20 protein-coding genes are annotated in these 18,877 nt (G+C 58.0%); 13 read left to right on the forward strand and 7 right to left on the reverse strand.

From position 1 onward, the window contains the following. Positions 1-62 precede the first annotated feature (62 nt). Positions 63-1,298 carry an MFS transporter gene (locus G6M89_RS17925; RefSeq protein WP_165163277.1) on the forward strand — a complete coding sequence of 412 codons (1,236 nt, stop codon included), beginning with the start codon at positions 63-65 and terminating at the stop codon, positions 1,296-1,298. A gap of 16 nt (positions 1,299-1,314) precedes the next feature. Here the strand turns inward: G6M89_RS17925 and G6M89_RS17930 are convergent, their stop codons facing one another. After that, the gene (locus G6M89_RS17930) at positions 1,315-1,803 is read right to left on the reverse strand and encodes a hypothetical protein (RefSeq protein ID WP_165163278.1); all 489 of its coding nucleotides are present in this window, start codon (positions 1,801-1,803) and stop codon (positions 1,315-1,317) included. Positions 1,804-1,946: 143 nt separating this feature from the next. Between G6M89_RS17930 and G6M89_RS17935 the strand changes: the two genes are divergently transcribed. The 10 genes from G6M89_RS17935 to G6M89_RS17980 all read left to right on the forward strand — a co-directional run bounded on the left by G6M89_RS17935 (position 1,947) and on the right by G6M89_RS17980 (position 11,149). Next, positions 1,947-2,270 carry a NifU family protein gene (locus tag G6M89_RS17935; protein ID WP_165163279.1) on the forward strand — a complete coding sequence of 108 codons (324 nt, stop codon included), beginning with the start codon at positions 1,947-1,949 and terminating at the stop codon, positions 2,268-2,270. 91 nt (positions 2,271-2,361) lie between these two features. Then, positions 2,362-2,613, forward strand: a complete 252-nt coding sequence (locus G6M89_RS17940) for a BolA family protein (RefSeq protein WP_165163280.1) — start codon at positions 2,362-2,364, stop codon at positions 2,611-2,613. A 77-nt stretch (positions 2,614-2,690) separates the two neighbouring features. Continuing rightward, positions 2,691-3,152 carry a PH domain-containing protein gene (locus tag G6M89_RS17945; RefSeq protein WP_165163281.1) on the forward strand — a complete coding sequence of 154 codons (462 nt, stop codon included), beginning with the start codon at positions 2,691-2,693 and terminating at the stop codon, positions 3,150-3,152. 1 nt (position 3,153) lies between these two features. Further along, positions 3,154-4,908 (forward strand): PH domain-containing protein, encoded by a 1,755-nt coding sequence (locus G6M89_RS17950; protein ID WP_165163282.1) that lies wholly within the window; start codon positions 3,154-3,156, stop codon positions 4,906-4,908. 68 nt (positions 4,909-4,976) lie between these two features. Further along, entirely contained in the window at positions 4,977-6,389 is a 1,413-nt protein-coding gene (locus tag G6M89_RS17955) for an aspartate ammonia-lyase (RefSeq protein WP_165163283.1), read from the forward strand. Between the two features lie 230 nt (positions 6,390-6,619). Further along, complete coding sequence (locus tag G6M89_RS17960; protein ID WP_165163284.1) at positions 6,620-6,853, forward strand: HVO_2901 family zinc finger protein; 234 nt, start codon at positions 6,620-6,622, stop codon at positions 6,851-6,853. 223 nt (positions 6,854-7,076) lie between these two features. Continuing rightward, entirely contained in the window at positions 7,077-7,295 is a 219-nt protein-coding gene (locus G6M89_RS17965; protein WP_165163285.1) for a hypothetical protein, read from the forward strand. 1,329 nt (positions 7,296-8,624) lie between these two features. Then, positions 8,625-9,017, forward strand: a complete 393-nt coding sequence (locus G6M89_RS17970; RefSeq protein ID WP_165163286.1) for a DUF5805 domain-containing protein — start codon at positions 8,625-8,627, stop codon at positions 9,015-9,017. Beyond that, a complete protein-coding gene (locus tag G6M89_RS17975) occupies positions 9,010-10,041 on the forward strand; it encodes a tyrosine-type recombinase/integrase (RefSeq protein ID WP_165163287.1) in 1,032 nt (343 codons plus the stop codon). Before G6M89_RS17970 ends, G6M89_RS17975 begins: the two co-directional genes overlap by 8 nt. A gap of 325 nt (positions 10,042-10,366) precedes the next feature. After that, entirely contained in the window at positions 10,367-11,149 is a 783-nt protein-coding gene (locus tag G6M89_RS17980) for a hypothetical protein (RefSeq protein WP_165163288.1), read from the forward strand. Positions 11,150-11,343: 194 nt separating this feature from the next. Here G6M89_RS17980 and G6M89_RS17985 read toward each other — a convergent pair whose 3' ends face one another. After that, positions 11,344-11,709 carry a helix-turn-helix transcriptional regulator gene (locus G6M89_RS17985; protein WP_165163289.1) on the reverse strand — a complete coding sequence of 122 codons (366 nt, stop codon included), beginning with the start codon at positions 11,707-11,709 and terminating at the stop codon, positions 11,344-11,346. A gap of 96 nt (positions 11,710-11,805) precedes the next feature. Here G6M89_RS17985 and G6M89_RS22435 point away from each other — a divergent pair, with 96 nt between their 5' ends. Both G6M89_RS22435 and G6M89_RS22440 read left to right on the forward strand, forming a co-directional pair. Then, positions 11,806-12,027, forward strand: a complete 222-nt coding sequence (locus G6M89_RS22435; protein ID WP_241175438.1) for a hypothetical protein — start codon at positions 11,806-11,808, stop codon at positions 12,025-12,027. A 117-nt stretch (positions 12,028-12,144) separates the two neighbouring features. Then, entirely contained in the window at positions 12,145-12,498 is a 354-nt protein-coding gene (locus tag G6M89_RS22440) for a hypothetical protein (protein ID WP_241175440.1), read from the forward strand. Here the strand turns inward: G6M89_RS22440 and G6M89_RS17995 are convergent, their stop codons facing one another. The 5 genes from G6M89_RS17995 to dph2 all read right to left on the reverse strand — a co-directional run bounded on the left by G6M89_RS17995 (position 12,499) and on the right by dph2 (position 18,755). After that, complete coding sequence (locus tag G6M89_RS17995) at positions 12,499-13,422, reverse strand: hypothetical protein (protein ID WP_165163290.1); 924 nt, start codon at positions 13,420-13,422, stop codon at positions 12,499-12,501. 92 nt (positions 13,423-13,514) lie between these two features. Further along, positions 13,515-15,716 (reverse strand): AAA family ATPase, encoded by a 2,202-nt coding sequence (locus G6M89_RS18000; RefSeq protein WP_165163291.1) that lies wholly within the window; start codon positions 15,714-15,716, stop codon positions 13,515-13,517. A 69-nt stretch (positions 15,717-15,785) separates the two neighbouring features. Then, positions 15,786-16,616 carry an MBL fold metallo-hydrolase gene (locus G6M89_RS18005; RefSeq protein WP_165163292.1) on the reverse strand — a complete coding sequence of 277 codons (831 nt, stop codon included), beginning with the start codon at positions 16,614-16,616 and terminating at the stop codon, positions 15,786-15,788. Between the two features lie 94 nt (positions 16,617-16,710). Next, entirely contained in the window at positions 16,711-17,421 is a 711-nt protein-coding gene (locus G6M89_RS18010) for a hypothetical protein (RefSeq protein WP_165163293.1), read from the reverse strand. A 284-nt stretch (positions 17,422-17,705) separates the two neighbouring features. Then, a complete protein-coding gene (dph2, locus tag G6M89_RS18015; RefSeq protein WP_165163294.1) occupies positions 17,706-18,755 on the reverse strand; it encodes a diphthamide biosynthesis enzyme Dph2 in 1,050 nt (349 codons plus the stop codon). Between the last annotated feature and the right edge of the window lie 122 nt (positions 18,756-18,877).

The following is an 18,877-nucleotide window of genomic DNA, read 5'->3' on the forward strand; positions in this document are numbered from 1 at the left end:
CCACCTCGAGTACTTCTTCTAATATAAAGGTTGATAAATAAAAGACGAATTGACATGTAGTGATGACTGACGCTTCATCGTCGCCAACTGGTGGGTTCTCTCTCATCAGCCCACCCATCGTAATTACGGCACTGCTTGCAGCGACGTGGTTCGTTCTCAGCGTCTATCGTGTTACGTTTTCCGTCGCACTGCCAGACGTGCTTGCCGAGACGAGCGTGAACTATACGGAAGTGAGCGTTCTGTTTGGTGCGCTGTTCATCGGATACGCGGTCAGCCAATTTCCTGCTGGCAGCCTCGCGGACCGCGTCGGTGTGCGGACGGTGCTGATCGGTGGTGCTGGGATCGCCAGTCTCGCACTCAGCTCACTCGCTGTCGCCACAAACTATTTCCACGTCTTCGCTGCGCTGTTGCTCGTTGGGACCGGAATCGGAAGCTTCCGTGCCGTGAGTCAGGTTGCCATCTCGTCGCATGTCCCCGACGAATACGAAGGGAAAGCACTCGGATTGCTCACAGCTGCAGAACCGTTCAGCTACGTCGTCGGTCCCGTTACTGTTGCACTCCTGCTCGAGACGTACGATCTCTACACGATGCCACTCGTCCTTGCTCTCGCTCCACTACCACTTCTCGGGATTCTCTTGACGACTCGTTCGCTCCCGGCTCGAGTTGATTCGGATCTGGTGGCGATACCGACGTTCCGGCAGGCGGGGACGGTATTCCGCGATCTTCTCCGACGCACCGAGACGGGACTGCTGGTTGGGTTTGGGATCGCGTTTTCTACGACGACGAACGCACTCATCGCTATTCTGCCATGGTATCTTGTTGAAACTACGTCGCTGACATTGACACTGGGAACACTCTATGCGGGTGGCGTATTCGGTGCCGGCGCTGTCGGTGCGATACTCGGTGGTGTACTGCGAGACCGTGTCGGTGCAGTTCCCATCCTCTGTGTCGGGTTCGCGGCCGCCGCCAGCATGCTTGTCGTCTTCGCGCTGTCCTCAACCGTCGGCCAACTCCTCGTCGTCCTTGCGGTCTTCAGTCTTGGCCTCAATAGTATTCTTCCAGCACGTGATCGGATCATCAACGTCCAGGCCAGGGAGTGTTCGACAACGCATACCGGAGCAATGATCGGCGCCCTCCGATCGCTCTGTTATCTGGGTGGCGGACTCGGTGCCGTCATCGTCGGACTCACGTTTGCCCAGTTCGGACTCACGGCCGGATTTGGATTGCTCGTGATACTACTGTGTGCTGGTCTCTGTTGCTCGGTCGCACTGTGGTACGTCAGTGGACGACGATACTGACGTCCACGAGCCAGTCTCAGAGTGTCGGGACACCCTCGAGTGCGTTTTCGACCTCGCGAAGCGCGTTCGCCCCCTCGAGTCGATCAACGACGACGAGAAGTGTGCCGTCGCCGACGGCCGCTGCAGTTGGGTCGATATCCTCGAGCGTGAGTGCCTGAAGTACTGCAGCCAGTGCTGCCCCATCGACCGCACCGGTCGCAAAGATAGCTGTTTGATCGCCGCCGTTCGAGCCGAATCCGGTGGCGCCAACCGAAACGAGCGTGTCGGCATTGGCGTCTGTTGGCCCAATACCGCTTTCCATCTGGACGCGAACGTCTCGCTCCTCGCGTTCGTACGCCGGCAGTTCCTCGGCGTACCGGCGTAGCGCGGTCGCAACCGCATCCGTCTCGCCGTCGACCTCGAGAAAGCGTGCTGCAGCCGTGTAGTTGACAATGCCCGCCCGGAGCGCGGCCACAAGAAACGGGTGTTGATCGGCGACACGGCGTGTCTCGGCTGCCAGTGACATATCGGGGTGCGCGTCCCGTGATGACATAAAGTCGCCGCTCTCTGCAACCGGCGGTCAACTCCGACTCGACGAGACCCAACTGCGACCGGGCCGACAACTCGCTACAGCAGACGATATAAATTCCTTCGACCACAACAACGCGTATGAGCAACTCCGAGTCGGACGCGTCTCTCGAGGATGATGTTCGAACGGCCGTCTCCCTGTTCCTCCAGCGGAACTTTCCACAGATCGAAGGCCACGGCGGCGAATCGACCATCACGGAGGTCGACCTCGAGGAGCGCCATGTTGGGATCAACCTCACCGGTGCCTGCAGCGGGTGTGGCGTGAGTCCGATGACTACCCAGGCAATCCAGCGGCGACTCCCGGCAGAAATCGATGAAATTGATCACGTCACCGTCAGCACCGGCTTCGATGGCATGGCCACGCAGGGGTCGGGGCCTGACGTACCGCCGGATACGCCCTTCTGACGCTCGCGGTTCTGGCGTTCTCCACTGTCATCGCAGCCGTGTCCATCACGGACCGCGGCGCTTTTGCCTCGAGGCGTGCAATAGCACGCATATGAAGCCCGAAGCCGTCGCAGAACTCATCGAGTCGAATCTCGAGGATGCCGACGCGACTGTCACGCACGCACGCGATGAACATGACGAGGATCATCTCGCAGCGACGGTCGTCTCGCCCGCGTTCGACGGCGTCCCGCTGGTCCAACAGCATCAGCAGGTCTACGACGCCCTCGGCGATCACATGACGACCGACATCCACGCCCTCGAGTTGTCGACGTACACCCCCGAGGAGTACGACGACCTCGAGTAGCCACGTCACTGACCGAGCGGTCCCACGTCCTGAATCGGACCCGCAGGTTTTTCCTTCTCTCCTGATACGATAGCAGTATGGAGTCGCTTCACCCGCGAATTCGCTTCCTCTGGATCGCCCAGGGTGTCATCATGGCAGTCGTTCTCGGTGTCGCCCTCGCAGCCGCCGACCAGTTCTTCGTCGATATCCCGACAGCCGCTATCGGCGGGCTCGCCGGTCTCGTCCTCATCGCGGGCATCGCCCACGCCGTTCGTCTCTACCAAATCTGGCGCTTTGAACTGCAAGGGGACGCACTCTACCTCGAGCGCGGTGTCATCACGTTCATCGAGACCGCAGTCCCGTTCGTTCGCGTCCAGCACGTTGACACCCAGTTCGGCCCAATTGAGCGCGTGCTTGGCCTCTCGAGTGTCGTCGTCTACACGGCAGGCTCGCGAAACGCAGATGTTCGGATTCCGGGGCTGACGCCGGACCGTGCTCGAGAACTACAAGATACGCTTCGCGAACTGGCCGTCGAGAGCGAGGCTGACGACGCTGTCTAACATGAATCGACTGCACCCACTCAGCGCGGTCATGTACGCCCTGCAGTATGCGTTTATCTGGCTCTGGATTCCGATGGTCGCCGTTATCGGCCTTGCGGCGGTCTTTGAGCCGATCAGCGGTGGCTGGACGGTCGTTGCCGCGCCGTTCGGATTTGTCGTCGGAATCGCCTACGGCATCGCGTACTACTACCGCTTTGGCTACGAGGTCACCGATGATACCGTCGACGTGGCATCCGGTGTATTCGCCCGCCGCGACCGAGAAATCCCATACGGGCGGATTCAGAACGTCGATATTCGCCAGGGCGTGATTCAGCGCCTGCTCAGTCTCGCAATCGTTTCGATTGAAACAGCCGGTGGCGGCCAGAGCGAAGCGACGCTGTACTTCGTCAGCGAGGCGGAAGCGAATCGCCTTCAATCAGAAATCCGCCAGCGCACCGCTGAGGTAAAAGAACGCCGTCAGCAACGCCGTCGAGACGCGGCCGCTGCTGACTCCCAGGCTCTTGTCGACAGTGAACGCACCGATGCTGATCCCGTCGACGCTGACGACCCAGCACAACGGGAGGTCGAGCCAGAAACGGATGCCGAGTCAGCGTCACAGCGTGACGACGCCGCACCCGGCTTGGGTCCCGACGAAATCGGCCCAGTCCGACCGCCACACATGCGCGGGACGGACTCTGGTGCTCCTGACGAGCCGACAGCACCCCACCCGAGCCAGCGCCGACAGGGACTGTTCGACCTCGAGGCGAAAGAACTCTTGTTGTACTCCTTTACGTCGTTCCGACCCGCCGCCGCTGCCGGGCTGTTGTTCATTTTCTTCTTTGCAACCGAAACCGTGCTCAACCTGTTCGTCACCCTCGCACAGCCCTTCGGCGGGCCGACGGATCTCGAAGCTGGCAACACCGGAAGCTACGGCATTTTGACGATCATCTCGGGTGCGATCAGTGTCCTGATCACGTATGTCCTCAGCGTTGCCTACACCTTCGCGACGTACTACGACTTCGAACTCGGGCGCGTTGGTGAGGACTTCGTCTACGAACGTGGCTTGCTCCAGCGCTACAGCGGTTCGATTCCATCCGAAAAAGTCCAGTCGGTTACAGTCACCGACAACCCGATACAGCGCCTGATCGAGTACGCCGGCCTGTGGGTCGAAACGGCTGGCTACGGTCCGGACAGCAACGGTGGCAGTCAGTCCGCCGTTCCGCTGGCCCAGCGCGGGCGTGTCTACCGCTTCACTGAAAATCTGACTGGCGTCGAGACGCCGAAATTCAGTAGCCCGCCGCCAGTTGCACGACGACGGTATCTGGTTCGCTACTCGCTCGTCGCCGCAGTAATCGTCGCGGTCGCATTTGGACTCGCTACTGTCACGGCGTTCGAACAGTGGTATTTCGCCGCTGTCGTGTTCGTCGCCGTCCCGCCAGCCGCTCACCTTCGGTACGTCAACATCGGCTACTTCGTCGGCGAGGACCACCTCGTCGTCCGCAGCGGCTTCTGGCGACGCCGAACGACCGTGGTTCCGTACTACCGCGTCCAGACTGTCAACACGCGCCGGTCGATCTTCCAGCGCCGACTCGGCCTCGCGTCGCTCGTCGTCGACACCGCCAGTTCCCAGTCGTTCGTCTGGTCCTCGACGACGATCTATGATATCGATCTCGAGGATGCCCGCGATATCCACCGGACGAGTCGAAAACGCCTGCAATCTGCCCTACGCGAGCGAGCCGAAAGCGACGAACTCGGCCTCTCCGTCGACTTTACCTAAGCGCTCGTCCTATTCCAACTGTCGACGGTTTCGGTGCCTTTTACCTGACCCACCGAGTCTCTGCGCGTATGGGAGATGACGATTACCGACTCGAGGAGGACAGCCTCGGTGAGATGCAGGTACCGAAAGACGCCTACTGGGGCGCACAGACCCAGCGCGCCATCCAGAACTTCCCCATTTCGGGAATCTCGTTCAGCCGGCGATTCATCCGCGCGCTCGGTGTCGTCAAGAAGGCCGCCGCACAGGCCAATCGCGACCTCGAGCTCGTCGAGGACGATGTCGCCGAGGCGATCATCGAGGCCGCAGACGAGGTCATCGCGGGCGAACACGACGATCAGTTCCCCGTCGACGTGTTCCAGACCGGCTCCGGCACCTCGTCGAACATGAACGCAAACGAGGTCATCGCCAACCGCGCCGCCGAGATCATGGGCGCGGAAATCGGTGACCGCGTTGTCCATCCGAACGACCACGTCAACTACGGCCAGTCGAGCAACGACGTCATCCCAACCGCGATGCACGTTGCCTCGCTCGAGGCCGTCGAAAAAGACGTCATTCCAGCACTCGATACGCTTCGAGAAGCGCTCGAGGCGAAAGAAGACGAGTTCGACGACGTCGTCAAAACAGGTCGGACGCACCTGCAGGATGCAACGCCAGTCACCCTCGGCCAGGAGTTCGGCGGTTACCGCACGCAGGTCGAGAAGGGGCTTTCGCGCGTCGATAAGGTTCGCGAGCACCTCGCCGAACTCGCTCTCGGTGGCACTGCGACTGGCACGGGCCTGAACACCCACGAGGAGTTCCCCGGCCGCGCCGCCGAGTACATTACGAAAGAGACGGGCGTCCAGTTCCGTGAGGCCGACAACCACTTCGAGGCTCAAGCTGCCCACGACGCAATGTCTGAAGCCCACGGCGCGCTCCGTGTCATCGCCGGGTCGCTGAACAAGATCGCAAACGATCTTCGGCTCTTGGCGTCCGGCCCACGCAACGGCCTCGGCGAGATCGAACAGCCCGAGAACCAGCCCGGCTCCTCGATCATGCCCGGCAAGATCAACCCCGTCGTTGCCGAAGCCGTCAATCAGGTCCACAAGCAGGTCGTCGGCAACGACGCCGCCGTTTCAGCGGGAGCAGCTGAGGGCCAGATCGACCTCAACCTCTACAAACCCGTCCTCGCGCACAACTTCCTCGAGTCGGCCGAACTCATCTCGAACTCGAGTCAGGTTTTCGCAGAGCGCTTCGTCGACCCGCTCGAGGCCAATGAAGAATTCTGTGCGAATCAGGTCGAACAGTCGATGGCGATGGCCACCTCGTTGAACGTCCATATCGGCTACGACAAAGCCAGCGAGGTCGCCAAAACGGCACTCAAGGAGGGCAAAACGGTTCGTGAAGTCGTCCTCGAGAAGGGCTATCTCGACGAAGACGAGGCTGATGAGGTGCTTGATCCCCGAAAAATGGCTCAGCGGGGCATTCTCGGACAGGACGACTAACGCCCAGTCAGTCTGCGGTCGTAATTGATCTCACATTCTTGTTTCAGGCCGTTTGCAAGCGAGTATTTGGCACACTACTGAGTACTCGGAGTACAGTTACATCACATACTGACTAGTCTTTCTTTCCAGACACTCGAGCCCAAATCGACACACAGAGTCCGTATTAGCACGGTACAGAACGGAATAAACGAAACCAAGCAGTTTTGGGGGCCGGTAGCGTCAGACGAAATATGCACACCTGTCGCAACTGCAATCAGTCGTTCCAGACCGAACTTGCACTTGAATTACACCGCGACACCTGCCAGAAAGGACAACTGTTCTGCCAGGTTTGTGGTGACCGATTCCGCGAAGGCGATGCCACACAGGATGGGTGGCACTATGCGTGTCCGAACGACGAGTGTGATGGAGACGGCCTTCAAGAGGACCTCTATCACGTCAAGGACGTCCGCACGGCAACCCACTAACTGCGTTTCCCCTTCTCGAGGCTGTTGCGATGGGATTGCGTGGCCTCTGGCCACGTGGTGTGTACACAGCCAACAGTGACGGTTCTAATCGGCGTTGAGTAACTCTTTTCTCGAGCACCGGTCTTCGCCGTTTGCAAGAGACGAGTTTTAGATATAGCACCATACGATTCATTAGGTGGGTTTCGAGCAGTCAACTCTGAAATTGGAATGCTACCATGAACCAATGGTTTCGGATAGGTCTTGCTCTCACCTCGGCTTTGCCATTGGATTCGAGTACACTGGCCACTTGCTTCTCGTGTCGCGAAACACGCTACACCTTCGATTGCTCATAGTAGTCGATGCACTCACCGCAATTGCGCTGGCTCCCGCGATGCTCGAGCCCCCGATCGAAAGCAGCGGAGACGGCGGTGGTGGTGGCCAACACGTGAATGTGCTGTCTTGATTCCATGACCGGACGTTTCTGACTTAGATCTGTATCCAAACCCAACTGCACTCGAGGCCGTCAGATGGTCCCGCAAAACCAGTATCGTCTACCCGGACGAAAGCCACGGGTTTCCACTCCAGCGACGTTGGCTTGCCCATATGATGTCCGCAATATACACTTCCGCAGTACGCACCGCAGCCGTCTTCATCCGCTCGAGAGCCACTACAGAGCCCGATCGTGAGGTAGTAGGCTGTGTGACCGGTTCGAGTGCTGTGGCATTTCCTGCGCTACTAAGTTGCTTACCGGGTGGGAATGAACCTCGAGCGAAAGCATCTCCGTGACTCAGTCTGGTCTGCTGTCTCTCTCGTCTATACGACTCAAGGCGGTATTTCAGCTACTAGAGAGTGCTATCACCTATGTGGTTCACACACTGACTGCTGATCCTGCTCACGAGCGCGCTACGCCCGTTCGCTCTGGCGCAGCTCGGAATGAAGTGAGAGCCGCGCATCCATCTGCTGATCTGGTGTGTTGGACTTTCAGTGAGTACTAGGATTCTCTCGAGATGGCCTCGATTTCCTGAACCGGGTGCTCTCTTGAATGGATACCACCACGAGGACGATCATTGAAATTGACAGACCGACCTCCAATTACCCCCGATTTGTCTCTGGATTGTATTCTTTCAGGGGTGCACTCGAGTGTCCGCAGAGATTGACTGGAAATATATTTCACACTAATATCTCGTTAATTCACCCGCTGATATTCCCTGTGGGTACTGCTATTGATTTTGTTTGATTTGGCCTCGATTTGTTGAAATGGTCTGGAACAGCACATGTGTGTTTGCTGTCTATTGGTGGGCTTTCTAACTGCGAATTTGGCTTGGGGATCACCCATTTACCTCATAGAAATATAGCCGAAACTTATTATGGGTCCCAGTGGAATATACTAATCTGCAACCCTCTTCTGGAACTGCAACCCCTAGGGTCTAAGCCCCGAGAACCACCTTCTAAAAACCATCATCTATCTACACTTTCTACACTACTACTGCGATTAATAGTGTAGTTTTGCGGAAGAAATGATTCCCAGATGTCTACTTTTCCCCTCGAGTCTTGATTCTCATGGTAGGTACTCGATGCTCCACTAGCATGGTGGTTCCCTAGTTTGCTGTTAGCATGCAACACATTACACTCTTTTAGATTCTATTGTAGTACTATAGTTGCTCGTTTTATAGGCCTACTTTGGAACCTAGCTCGTTATCTGCCCTGGTGTTGCATGCTCATACTCGCAAATAAGGGCATTTATTTCCGAGAATGGGCCAGATTGAAGTGGCTCCCCTGAGTGGTGCCGGCTATGGCAGCCGACGACCGAGTCGCCGTGAAAACGTATGTGCCACGGTACCAAAAGGAGGTCTGGCAAGAGCACGCCGACGACCTCGAGATGAGTCAAAGCGAGTTCGTTCGGACAATGGTCCAGTCCGGTCGAAGTACGTTCGATGTGCCCTCGAGTGGGGGTAGCGAAACACCCCCCGATGAGGGTGGGGAAACCGACCACTCTGAGGGGTTCGGTGATCGCATTCTCGAGGTGCTTCAGCGCGAAGGTGTCAAGAATTGGGACGAACTCGTTGACGCCCTGATTGACGATGTTGAGGACGATTTAGACGCAGCATTGCAGCGTCTGCAAGACGAAAATTTGGTTCGCTATAGCGGCCGCGATGGCGGCTACGTGGTGACAGAAAATGAGTGAGAGCCAGCAGCTGAACACGGTCGAATATTTCCTGCAGGATATCGAACACCACGGGCGCAACGACCGCACGGCAGCAGCCTATCGGCGAGTGTTGCGGGAGTACGAGACGTTCCTCCAGGAGCGATTCGATACAACGCCGCCAGCGGCCAGCTATCGTGATTGTATGGCCTGGGTACATGAGATGCGTTCGACCCACTCAGAAAGCACTGTGGCGACGTATGCGTCGTATCTCAACCGTTTCTACAGCTACCTCGAGCGAGTGGGCCACGCCGAGGAAAATCCGATGACGGTCGTCTTAGAGGAGATGAACGAAACCATCGAGTCGAATCCAACGCGGCGAGATATTACGCTTGCAGAGATGCGTGCGTTCGTCGCTGATGTTCGCCATCCGCTTCATCGGGCGATCATCGTGCTGTTGTTGAAGACTGGACTCAGGGCGGGCGAACTCTGCAACCTGGATTTAGTTGACTGTCACCTCGAGCACGAGGCTCAGGACTGGCAGCCGCGGGCGCATATCGCCGGGCGACCGAATTCGCTCTTTATCTCGACAGAACACACCTACGGCGAGGAATCTGGCGGGGTGCAACGGAGTGCGTCAAACAAGCGCAAGCGTGAGACGGTGATTCCGATCGACGGGGAAGTAAAGCATGCGCTGATACAGTGGCTTGCGATCCGCCCTGATACGCCCTCGAACCCCGGGAGAACGACCGCCGAACCACTGTTCCTCAGCACGGCCGACAACTGGGGGGCGCGTCTCACACCGAAAATCGTCCATCACGTGGTTACCGACTATGCAGCAGACCGTGGCTGGCATCGAACCGGCGGCGGCGCGTCCGAGAACGTCACCCCGCATTACTTCCGTCACTTCTTCACGACGCACCTGCGGGATCGAACCGGGGACCGAGGGATCGTCCAGTACCTCCGCGGTGATGTCGCCAGTGACGTGATCGATACCTACACTCACAACTGGGGCGATCGGGTTCGGGATACCTATCTTGAGCACATCTATACGATCTCCGGCTGACTAACCTCGTGTTGGACTGCATTCGAGTGGCGTTCGTGACTCTCTGAGATGGCTCGTATCGCCAGTTTCCAAATTGTGTCTCCATTGGAAATTGGTGTTCTGGCCTCATATCTCGTTCGACATCAGGCAAATAAACCCTATGTCGCTATACCGAAAACGTAGTTGTAGTTCAGAAGGCTTGGTACTCGCTGGACGAGATTCAGCCTTTGGCCAGATTGCCTGACGATCTCTGTACTACCCAAATTCACCGACGATTAGCGTGAAATCGCTGTACCCGTCTGTAGTCAAACAAGTATTAATACCAATTCTACCTCTCTACTCTTGTATGGATAGTCGGTTTCTCTTTGTTGGGGTAGTTATTTTGTTGGCCGTCTTGGGTTTAGTGGTGTTATTCTCGGTTCCATTGGGCATTGACCATAGTGAGGGACCTGTTGTGTTGGGCGATTCCGAAGAGTTCGTCTCTGCTGGACAGATCTCGAGCGAAGACCAACTACTAGTTCGGCACGACGCTACAGTAACAAACGACACCGCTCACACTGTACTCGAATACGAAAACGGAACCGTGGAATCCGTGTACCGTGACGGCGTCGTGTACACAAAGCATGTAACACACGTCGATAATGAGGACTGGTTTGAACGGAACGAACCAGCAACTGCCGAGATTATTCATTCCGGAGAATATCAAGATCGGTTCATTCGAATTTCTAAAGAGAATGGAACGTTCGATTCGTCTGAAATAGGTTCCGTACGCTCTATGACCTATTCGGGGTTGAGTTCAGCTGATTACGAGAAAACAGGTGAACAAAGCGACCCTGCACGGATAGTGTACTCACCAGAGTCTACATGGATGAAACTCGGTTCAGACACTCAACGAATCAGTTCTAAGTCGGGAGATCTCAAAACAGATCCTGAAACTGGCATCGTCCGAACGGCCTCGCTCCGTGTGACTGTGACAGAAGTGTCTTCGTACGGAGAGTTCTTGTTTTTCAGTGACGATGGTGATATCCTAGACGTACAGTATGAGTATGATCCTGAACCAGACATAGACCAGGTGGAGAAACCCTCATGGTTCAGACAGTGTGTCGAAAATGACCAATGCGAATTCTAATTGCAGATAGAAATCCCACTCAGCAATTTTGGCATCCGTGATTACTGCCCAAAAATCTGAATCGGAGTGTTTCACGTCGAATACAGTTATATTGGACTCCTCGAGTCCTGTCTCACCGATTCGTCGAGATGAAGCCACTTGAGCGAGACAAGGGGCGACACAGCAGCACAGAAAATCAGCAACGACTGTCGTCCTCAGACCGCTTCGGCACGAGCGCTCACCGTATCGAAAATGTGTGGAACGAACCCTTCGGCGAGTGGCGAGAGTTCGTACACTCGCTGTCCACCCTCACGGAACTTGCCGACGAGTCCAGCGTCCTCGAGCGTGTTGAGGTGGTGATACAGGTCGTTTTGCCGTCGCTCGAGCAAGTCGGCGAGTTCACCGCTTCGGAGTTGCCCTTCCTCGGCGAGCAGATAGAGGATGGTAAATCGCGTGGGCTCACCCATCGCGCTGAGGCGATTTGCCTCGCGCTCGAGGTCGAGCGTCTCGTTCAGTAGCTGTGAGTCGAGCCGTTCTTGAGCCGTCGTTCGGTTGTTCGTCTGGACTTCGCGTTCACTCATATCTGTCTCTATGTGCTCGAGTGTCTTAGACTTAATCGTCGTTAAGACGAATTGTCGACACGAGATTTACTATCACGCAACTTGGACTGTATCGTAATGGATACACTCACGGGGTATGAGGGCACGCCGATCGAGACGATAATCGCTCGGTCGGTCCCCGACGCGACGCCGGACGATGTTTTCGTCTTTCTCATGGGACCGTACCGCTTGCTTGATCCGTCGTATCTGTATCCGGGCGATGAGTATCCGCTGCCGTCAGACCCGCTCGCGCCGCGGGCTGGCGCTGGGGAACCCGACGCAATCGAGGCAACGCTGTAAACGATCTGTAAACGTGTCTCTGCAGAAACGGGGGTCACGGCGTTTATCGCGACGGATATCGACATCCCGACTCGGCGAGAGGCCGAACAGCAACAACGTGACGAACCGGGACTGGCTGTGATCGACCAGTCGGTCGCGTTCGCACGCGCGAGCGCAGGAAACGCGTTCGTCTTTACAAAAGCCGGACTCACGACGGGTGCTGGGGCCGAGGCTGGAGCCATTCCCGAGCACTTCCGACTCCGCGACGAAGCAACTCGACGTCGTGATCCGCGGACGTTCTGTATCTTCGCAGAAGCAACCGAAGCCTCCGGTGAACACGGCCGTGTCTACGAGCCTCGGTTCAGCAGCGCCTCGATCGATGAAATGGATGATGCCTACGATCTTCGCTTTCGCTACTTCGTCGACCGGGACGAACTCGTCGACCGGTTGATCGATTTCGTTGAGTCCTACGTCATCCCGCTCTCGAGGTGATTATTCGACGGCGAGTTCGGTCTCGAGGTCAGTGTCGTTGAGCAAAGCTCTGACGGCGTCGACAGCGTCGGTCGTTTCAGAGCGGTTCTCGAGGAGGACGGTTTCGCTGGGAAACAGTTGCTCGCCAAGTAGCAAGCCGTGGTCGCGGGCGGTCGAGCCGGTCACGGTCAGGTAGACGCCGAGTCCGTGCTCGGCGATTGCGGCCTCTTCTTCGCGGTGGCCGTTGGGATACTGAAAATCAACGCCGTCGAGCGTCCGAGTGCCGAGGACGGCTTGGACGAGTCGCTCGTATCGTGGTTCGATACAGAGCGGTCCCTCGTAGGCCTCGAGAAAGTCGCGGTCGAGTCCCTCGGCTGCGGGCGCGACGTCGGGGGTTGCCATCAACGTGTGGTAGACGGTATCGCCGAGGCCGGTAATAACGCGAACATCTGTATCAGCCGGGTCGATTCGCGCGTTGATCGCTTCGATTCGATCGAGTGGCTCCGGGCGGAGTGTGACGACTTCCTCGAGAATGAGGTCGGCGCTGTCGAAGCCGAGTGCGAACTCGTGGGTTCGCAGCGCGCGGAAGGGCTCTTCGCGGCCGATGAGTTGGACGTCGGCGTCAGTGTCGATCGCATCGATATCCGCGAGCGGAATCGTCACGCTGTCGAAGACGATCCGGCGCGGCTTCCCCGCCCGATCATCTCGCAACAGGGTGTACTCTGGGGCGGTTGGGTCGTCGACAGTGCTGTAGTCGGCGAGACGATGGTAGACGTTTGGCTCGTCGGGCTCGAGGGTGCCCTTTGTGAGTGCCTTTTCGTGGCGAAGCGTCGAAGAGATCTCATCCGCGAGCGTCGGCTGCTCGAGACGTCGGGCCAAGCGGTCCAGTACGGACTCGAGCGGTCGTCCTTTGCGCGGGACTGCAATCGGAATCGTCTCGCCCATCGGCCGATTCTCTGCCGGCGACGGATAAACGAGTTGTGTTTTCCGCTACGTTCTACAAAATCGGGATCTGTGACGCACGTGGGTGGGGCGGGTTATTCGCCGCCGTCTGCGAACATCGACCCGAGCTGGTCGCGCCACTCCTGAATGTCGGTGACGTCATCCTGTAGCGACTCGAGGTCGGATTCGACACTGTCGACGTGGGATGCAACATCGTCGACATCGGACTCCACGGCATCGATGTCGTCGTCCAGTTCAGCAACGTCTGTCTCGAGCGTCTCTGCGGTCTCCGTGACGTCGTCGAGACCGCTTTCAAGCGTCTCAACATCGCTCTCGAGTGTGTCAACGTCGTCTTCGACGGCGGTTACGTCGTCACTAACAGAGTCGACCGATTCGTCGACGGCTGCAACATCATCTTCGACGCCCTCGAGGTCGGAGTCGAGCGTTTCCACGTCAGATTCAACACGTTCGAGACCGGTTTCGACGGCATCGACATCGTCACTAACCGACTCAAGATCGGTTTCCAGTTCGTCAGTTTGGCTATCGAGTGCATCGATATCGTCGGGAACTGACGCGAGACTGGAGAGGTCTTCCTCGAGGTCGGTCGTCCACTCGGTCAACGTATCAATTTCGGTGCCGAGGTCGTCGACGCGGGTTTCGGTCCCGCCAAGGCGGTTGTCGATTGCAGCGACATCGGCCTGGAGGGCAGACTGCTCGGATTTGACCTCGTCGATGAGTTGCTTGCCGGTGCCGTGTTCGTTGAGGAACTGCTCGAGGGCGTCGGTGTAGGCTGTAACTTCCTCGACGCGGCTCTGAAGGTGGTCAAGGCGGGTGAGTTCTGCGGTCCCGAGTTCGTCGCCGAGTTCGGCCTGGAGTACCTCGAGGTCCTCGTCATCGACGGTTTCAGCGCGGATTTCAGCAGCGAGCGCGGCGGCGAGTTGGCCGTCTGGTTCGCCTTCCGTATCAAGTCCAGCCGCGTCGTCGGTCGTTGTGGCAGTTTCTGGCGTCTCGGCGGCCGACGTCTCAGGGGTGTCGATCGCTTCGTCGTCACTCATATCGACGACATCGGCGTCGTCGACGCTGTCGGACTCTGCATCCGCGTCGACGGTCTCGGAGTCGGTGTCGACTGGTGCAGCCTCACTTTCTTCAGCCACTGGTTCGGAGTCAGCGTCTGGCTCGACATCAAGCGCTGTATCATCGTCTTCGGCAGCTGGATCCGCCTCGTCGGTGTCGTCGATGGACTCTTCGGAACTCTCGTCGAGCGCTGGCTCTGTGTCGTCTGCGTCGGCGTCGGCATCAGCAGGCTCGTCTAACTCGAGATCGAGTGTCTCTTCCGCTGCGTCGACATCGCCTTCGTCCTCGTCTGCGTCTTCGTCGACGCTTGCCGCCGCATCTTCGAGGTTGAGATCAAGGTCTGGCTCGTCGATATCGTCGTCTGCATCCTCGAGGTCGAGGTCGAGATCAAGGTCGTCGCTTTCACCGTCGGCCTCACTGTCGCTTTCGACTGGCGGTTCGGGGTCGGGGATTTCGTCTTCTTCGAAGCCGAGGTCGATGTCCGGGGTATCGTCTTCGTCGTCTTCCTCGGTGGCCTCGAGGTCGGGGTCGGTGTCGACATCGCTGAGGTCGAGGTCGAGTCCGCCGTCGTCAGCCTCGTCGGCTGTCGCCTCATTGTCGTCTTCTGTGTCCGCATCAGCGTCCGCATCTGCATCAGCCGCTTCGGTATCGGCCAGTTCAGCAGCATCGGCGTCGCCTTCTGTCTCGTCGGTTGCGGCGGTGTCGTCGAGAGACTTGCTGTCCTCGTCACTGAGGCCCGGAACGGAAGACGATTCGCCCGAGAGCATCTCTCGGACGGCCTGGTTGCGGTCTTCGGAGACGATGCTATCGATAACAGTATCGTCGATTTCGTCGCCGCCGGACGTTCGTTCGTCGTCGCCAGAAACCTCGACGACCGTTGGTTCGGTCAAGAATTTCTCGGCGGTCTGTTCATCGTCAATTCGGATGCCATACACCGTCAGGAGGTCCTCACCGGCCTCGAGTGTGCCGGTGAATTCAACGTGGTTGTCCTGGAAAGCAGTCCAGTCGTCGCTGTGATAGTCGGGGTGGAAGCCGACTTTGTCCATTGGGAACGATTCAGGGATATCCTCGGAGAGTCGAAAGGTTACCTGATCGTCTCGCTCGGATTCAATCTCGAAGCGAATCGCAGGCACGGGAAACTCATCCGCCGTGAACGCCTTTCGGACGGTTAGTCCGTCGGCGCTGACCTCGATCACTTCGTCCGTATCGGCGGTGCTACTCATGCGGGCAACGTTGCCCCACCATTGTTATAAATGATACGGAAGAATATCAAATTTAGGTCATATACGCGACTAGAGATCGACGCGATCGCCGATCTCTGCGAGCTCGAGTCGGTGCGGGAATTCGAAGCTCTTCGCGTGATGATGGAGGACTTTCGGGTCGGATGTGAGCCCTTTCCACATGTCCCAGTGACTTGGGAGAAGCCGCTCGAGTTGGAGGTCGTTCGTCGCTTCAATGATCTGGTTTTCGTCGCTGTACCAGCTGGTTCGGGTTGGCTCGCCGGAGGACGAGTCAGGGACGCGGCCGATCGTTCCAAAGGCGAGAACACCCAGATCGATGTCGTACTCCTCGCCGATGCGAGCGAACTCGTCGCTCGGTTTCGTATCGCCGCCGTGGAAGAAGGTACCGCTGTCGTGTTCGATGACGTAACTGACAGGGTGTGTCGAGTCGGGATCGTGGGCAGCTTCGACGTGGATGGTAAACTCGCCGATCTCGAGGGTGTCGCCCTCTTCGACTTCGCTGAGCTGCTCGTCGTCGATGTCCCACTCGTCGGTCCAGCCTTCCTCCTCCGTCACCGCGAGGCTGTCGTCTGCTCCGTAGAACGTTGCGTCCGTATTCTCGAGAATCGGGGCCTGACTCGGCCCGTCGACGTGATCAGTGTGTTCGTGCGTGGCGAGGACGGCGTCGGCCTCGGTCACGTCCTCGGAGTCGAACGGAACCGGGATCATGCGCGTGGTCCGTGGCGGATTGCCAAGGCTCAGGTAGGGATCGATGTAGATCGTCGTCCCCTCGCTGCCTTTGAGGATGAACCCATTGCAGCCAAGATACCAGATGCCGACGCTATCCGGTGTTGCATCTTCGACGTCACGAACAAGCCAGTCTCCCCAGTCGCTTTCGACCATACGTGACGATAGACAAACGAGTGCGTAAATGTTGCTGTCGAGTCCGCCGTCACTGACGAGAGGAGCAAGATGACTGAACAGCGTCGGACACGACCTATAGCGGAACTGTCGACTCGAGCACTTCGGGTTCTTGTTCCATCTTTTCGCGGTCGGACTCAAACTCGAGCCAGGACGCACACAGCGCGGCGTTGTCTGCGGCGATGACTCGACCCGTCTCGGTGTCGTACTCAACCAAACCGGCATCGGCCAGCATCGGCAGGTGGACGTGAACCAGCGAGACTCGAACGTTGTCGACGGTCTCTGCCGTCACGTCGTCCGTCGACGTCTCGAGCTGTGCAACGGCTCGAGCGAGTGCGTCGACCGACACCGTGTCGATCTGATCGACCAGAACGGCGAGCATCGTCCGTCGTCGCTCGTCGGCAAGTCCACTGAACACGGCATCGAGTTCCGCACTCGAGGCGTGTGCGTTCCCAGTGCGGATGGTGTCGACGGTGGCGTCTGGCAGTGCGTCAGTTGCAACGAGTGTGCCGTTCTGATCGGCGATAACCCCTGCGTCTTTCAGGGCGGGCAGGACCCGGTGCTGACAGTCGATGCGCGTCCGCTGGTGTTCGTCGTCCGTGACTGCAGCGAGCGGCTTGTCGTTCGTTACGGCTGCGATCTCGTATGCGAGATCGTTGGGGTCGATACCGTTTGGAGATCGTTCGGCGACGACTCGGAGCACTTCGCGTCGGGGTTCGTCTGCGAGCAGCGTGAAGAGCTCGTCTCGGGAGGGCACCGTTCGTCCGCCGACGTCTGAATTACTCATCACTTACGGGTCCGTACCGTTCGGGCAAAAGAACTGCTCCAAATTAATTTGGAGTAAGTGGCATTTTACCACCAGATACGTGAATATCTCGAGTGGATTGGTAAGTTTCTGTGAACACTGCACTCATATTCCCGAAAAGGATCCGATTCGCATACGTCTGTAGTCACATATTGAGAACCGCGTTATCACTGATTAGGGCAGTAAATATGCATGAGGCGAAGTCACACGATGCCCGACTCGTCACCAGTTCGGACCGTCCACGATACACGAGTTTGAGTGGGTGACTACCAGGTTCCGTGGAAGGTGTCGAACGAGAGGTCCTCGAGTGGCTTGTTGCCGATGGCGATCTCGTACTCGCCGGGAGTGAGCATCGGCTTGTGGAAGCGCGGCCCGTCGTCGGTCGTGATTCGCGGACAGCCGGTATTGACGAACGCGTCCATGTCGAAGTTCAGAAGGCGGTCGGGGGTGACCTCGTCCATCGTAATGAGGTACGCGTTGTCGTTGCCCTCGAGAATTTCTTGGGCCTGATCCCAGCGGCCCTGGCCGATTTTCGTACAGAAGATGACGCCCCATTTTTCGGCGTCCATCGCGCGGTGAACGGCACCGTAGCGCTGTTTCAGGAATTTTTCGGTGTCCGCGACAGTGACGACATTGTTGACTGGATCGGCGATGACGACGTGTTTCTCGGGGTGTTCCATCGCCAGGCCGAGCGGGTGGAACTTGCCGCCGCCGACGTACAGCACCTGATCCGCGGGCACGTCCGCGCTCGCGTAGTTACATCCGAGCACCTGTCCCTCGTGGGTGAGTCGGTCATCACCGCGGCGGCTGTGGACCTCGTAGCCGCGTTCCTCGAGGAATTTGGTCATCTCCTCGTAGAGATTCATGTGCTGGGCCGTCGTCACGAGACCGACATCCTTGGTTTCGTCGGGGTCCTCGAGCGTCTCGAGGGCGTCTTCCATGATCGGCGTGACTTCGACGTTCGAGAACAGCGGCACGTAGATCACCTTGTCCGTGTTCTTCATCGGCGAGTGGCCGAAGTGGACGAACACGTCAGTGCGTTTCATCAGGTAGGTGTCAAGGTCACAAGCGCCATAGCAGGGCTGACCCGAGAGCATGAACGTGACATCGCCCTCAGTCAACTCGCGCAGGTCGTCCGCCACTTTTGGGCCGCGGCGCTTGAGCCCCTCGGGGAACTGCAGGCCGACCTTCTCGGCGTCGCGCTCCTCGACGGCGTCGATAATTCGCTCGAGTTCGTAGTCCCACTCGCGGTCGTGTTTCAACTGCATCCCGGTGTTTCGGAGGTCCCCTTCTGTGTACTCCGTCTCCTGGCTCATTAGCCGTGGTAACGGCCACGGACGTATAACGGCGGCGCTTTTCGGGCCGGTGACACAGCCTCGCAGTCAGCGCTCGCAACTCGAGTGTGGAGTATTGGCGACTGATTGTTTCGACCCAACAG

Origin of the sequence: Natronolimnobius sp. AArcel1 (assembly GCF_011043775.1) — an archaeon.
GTDB lineage: Archaea > Halobacteriota > Halobacteria > Halobacteriales > Natrialbaceae > Natronolimnobius.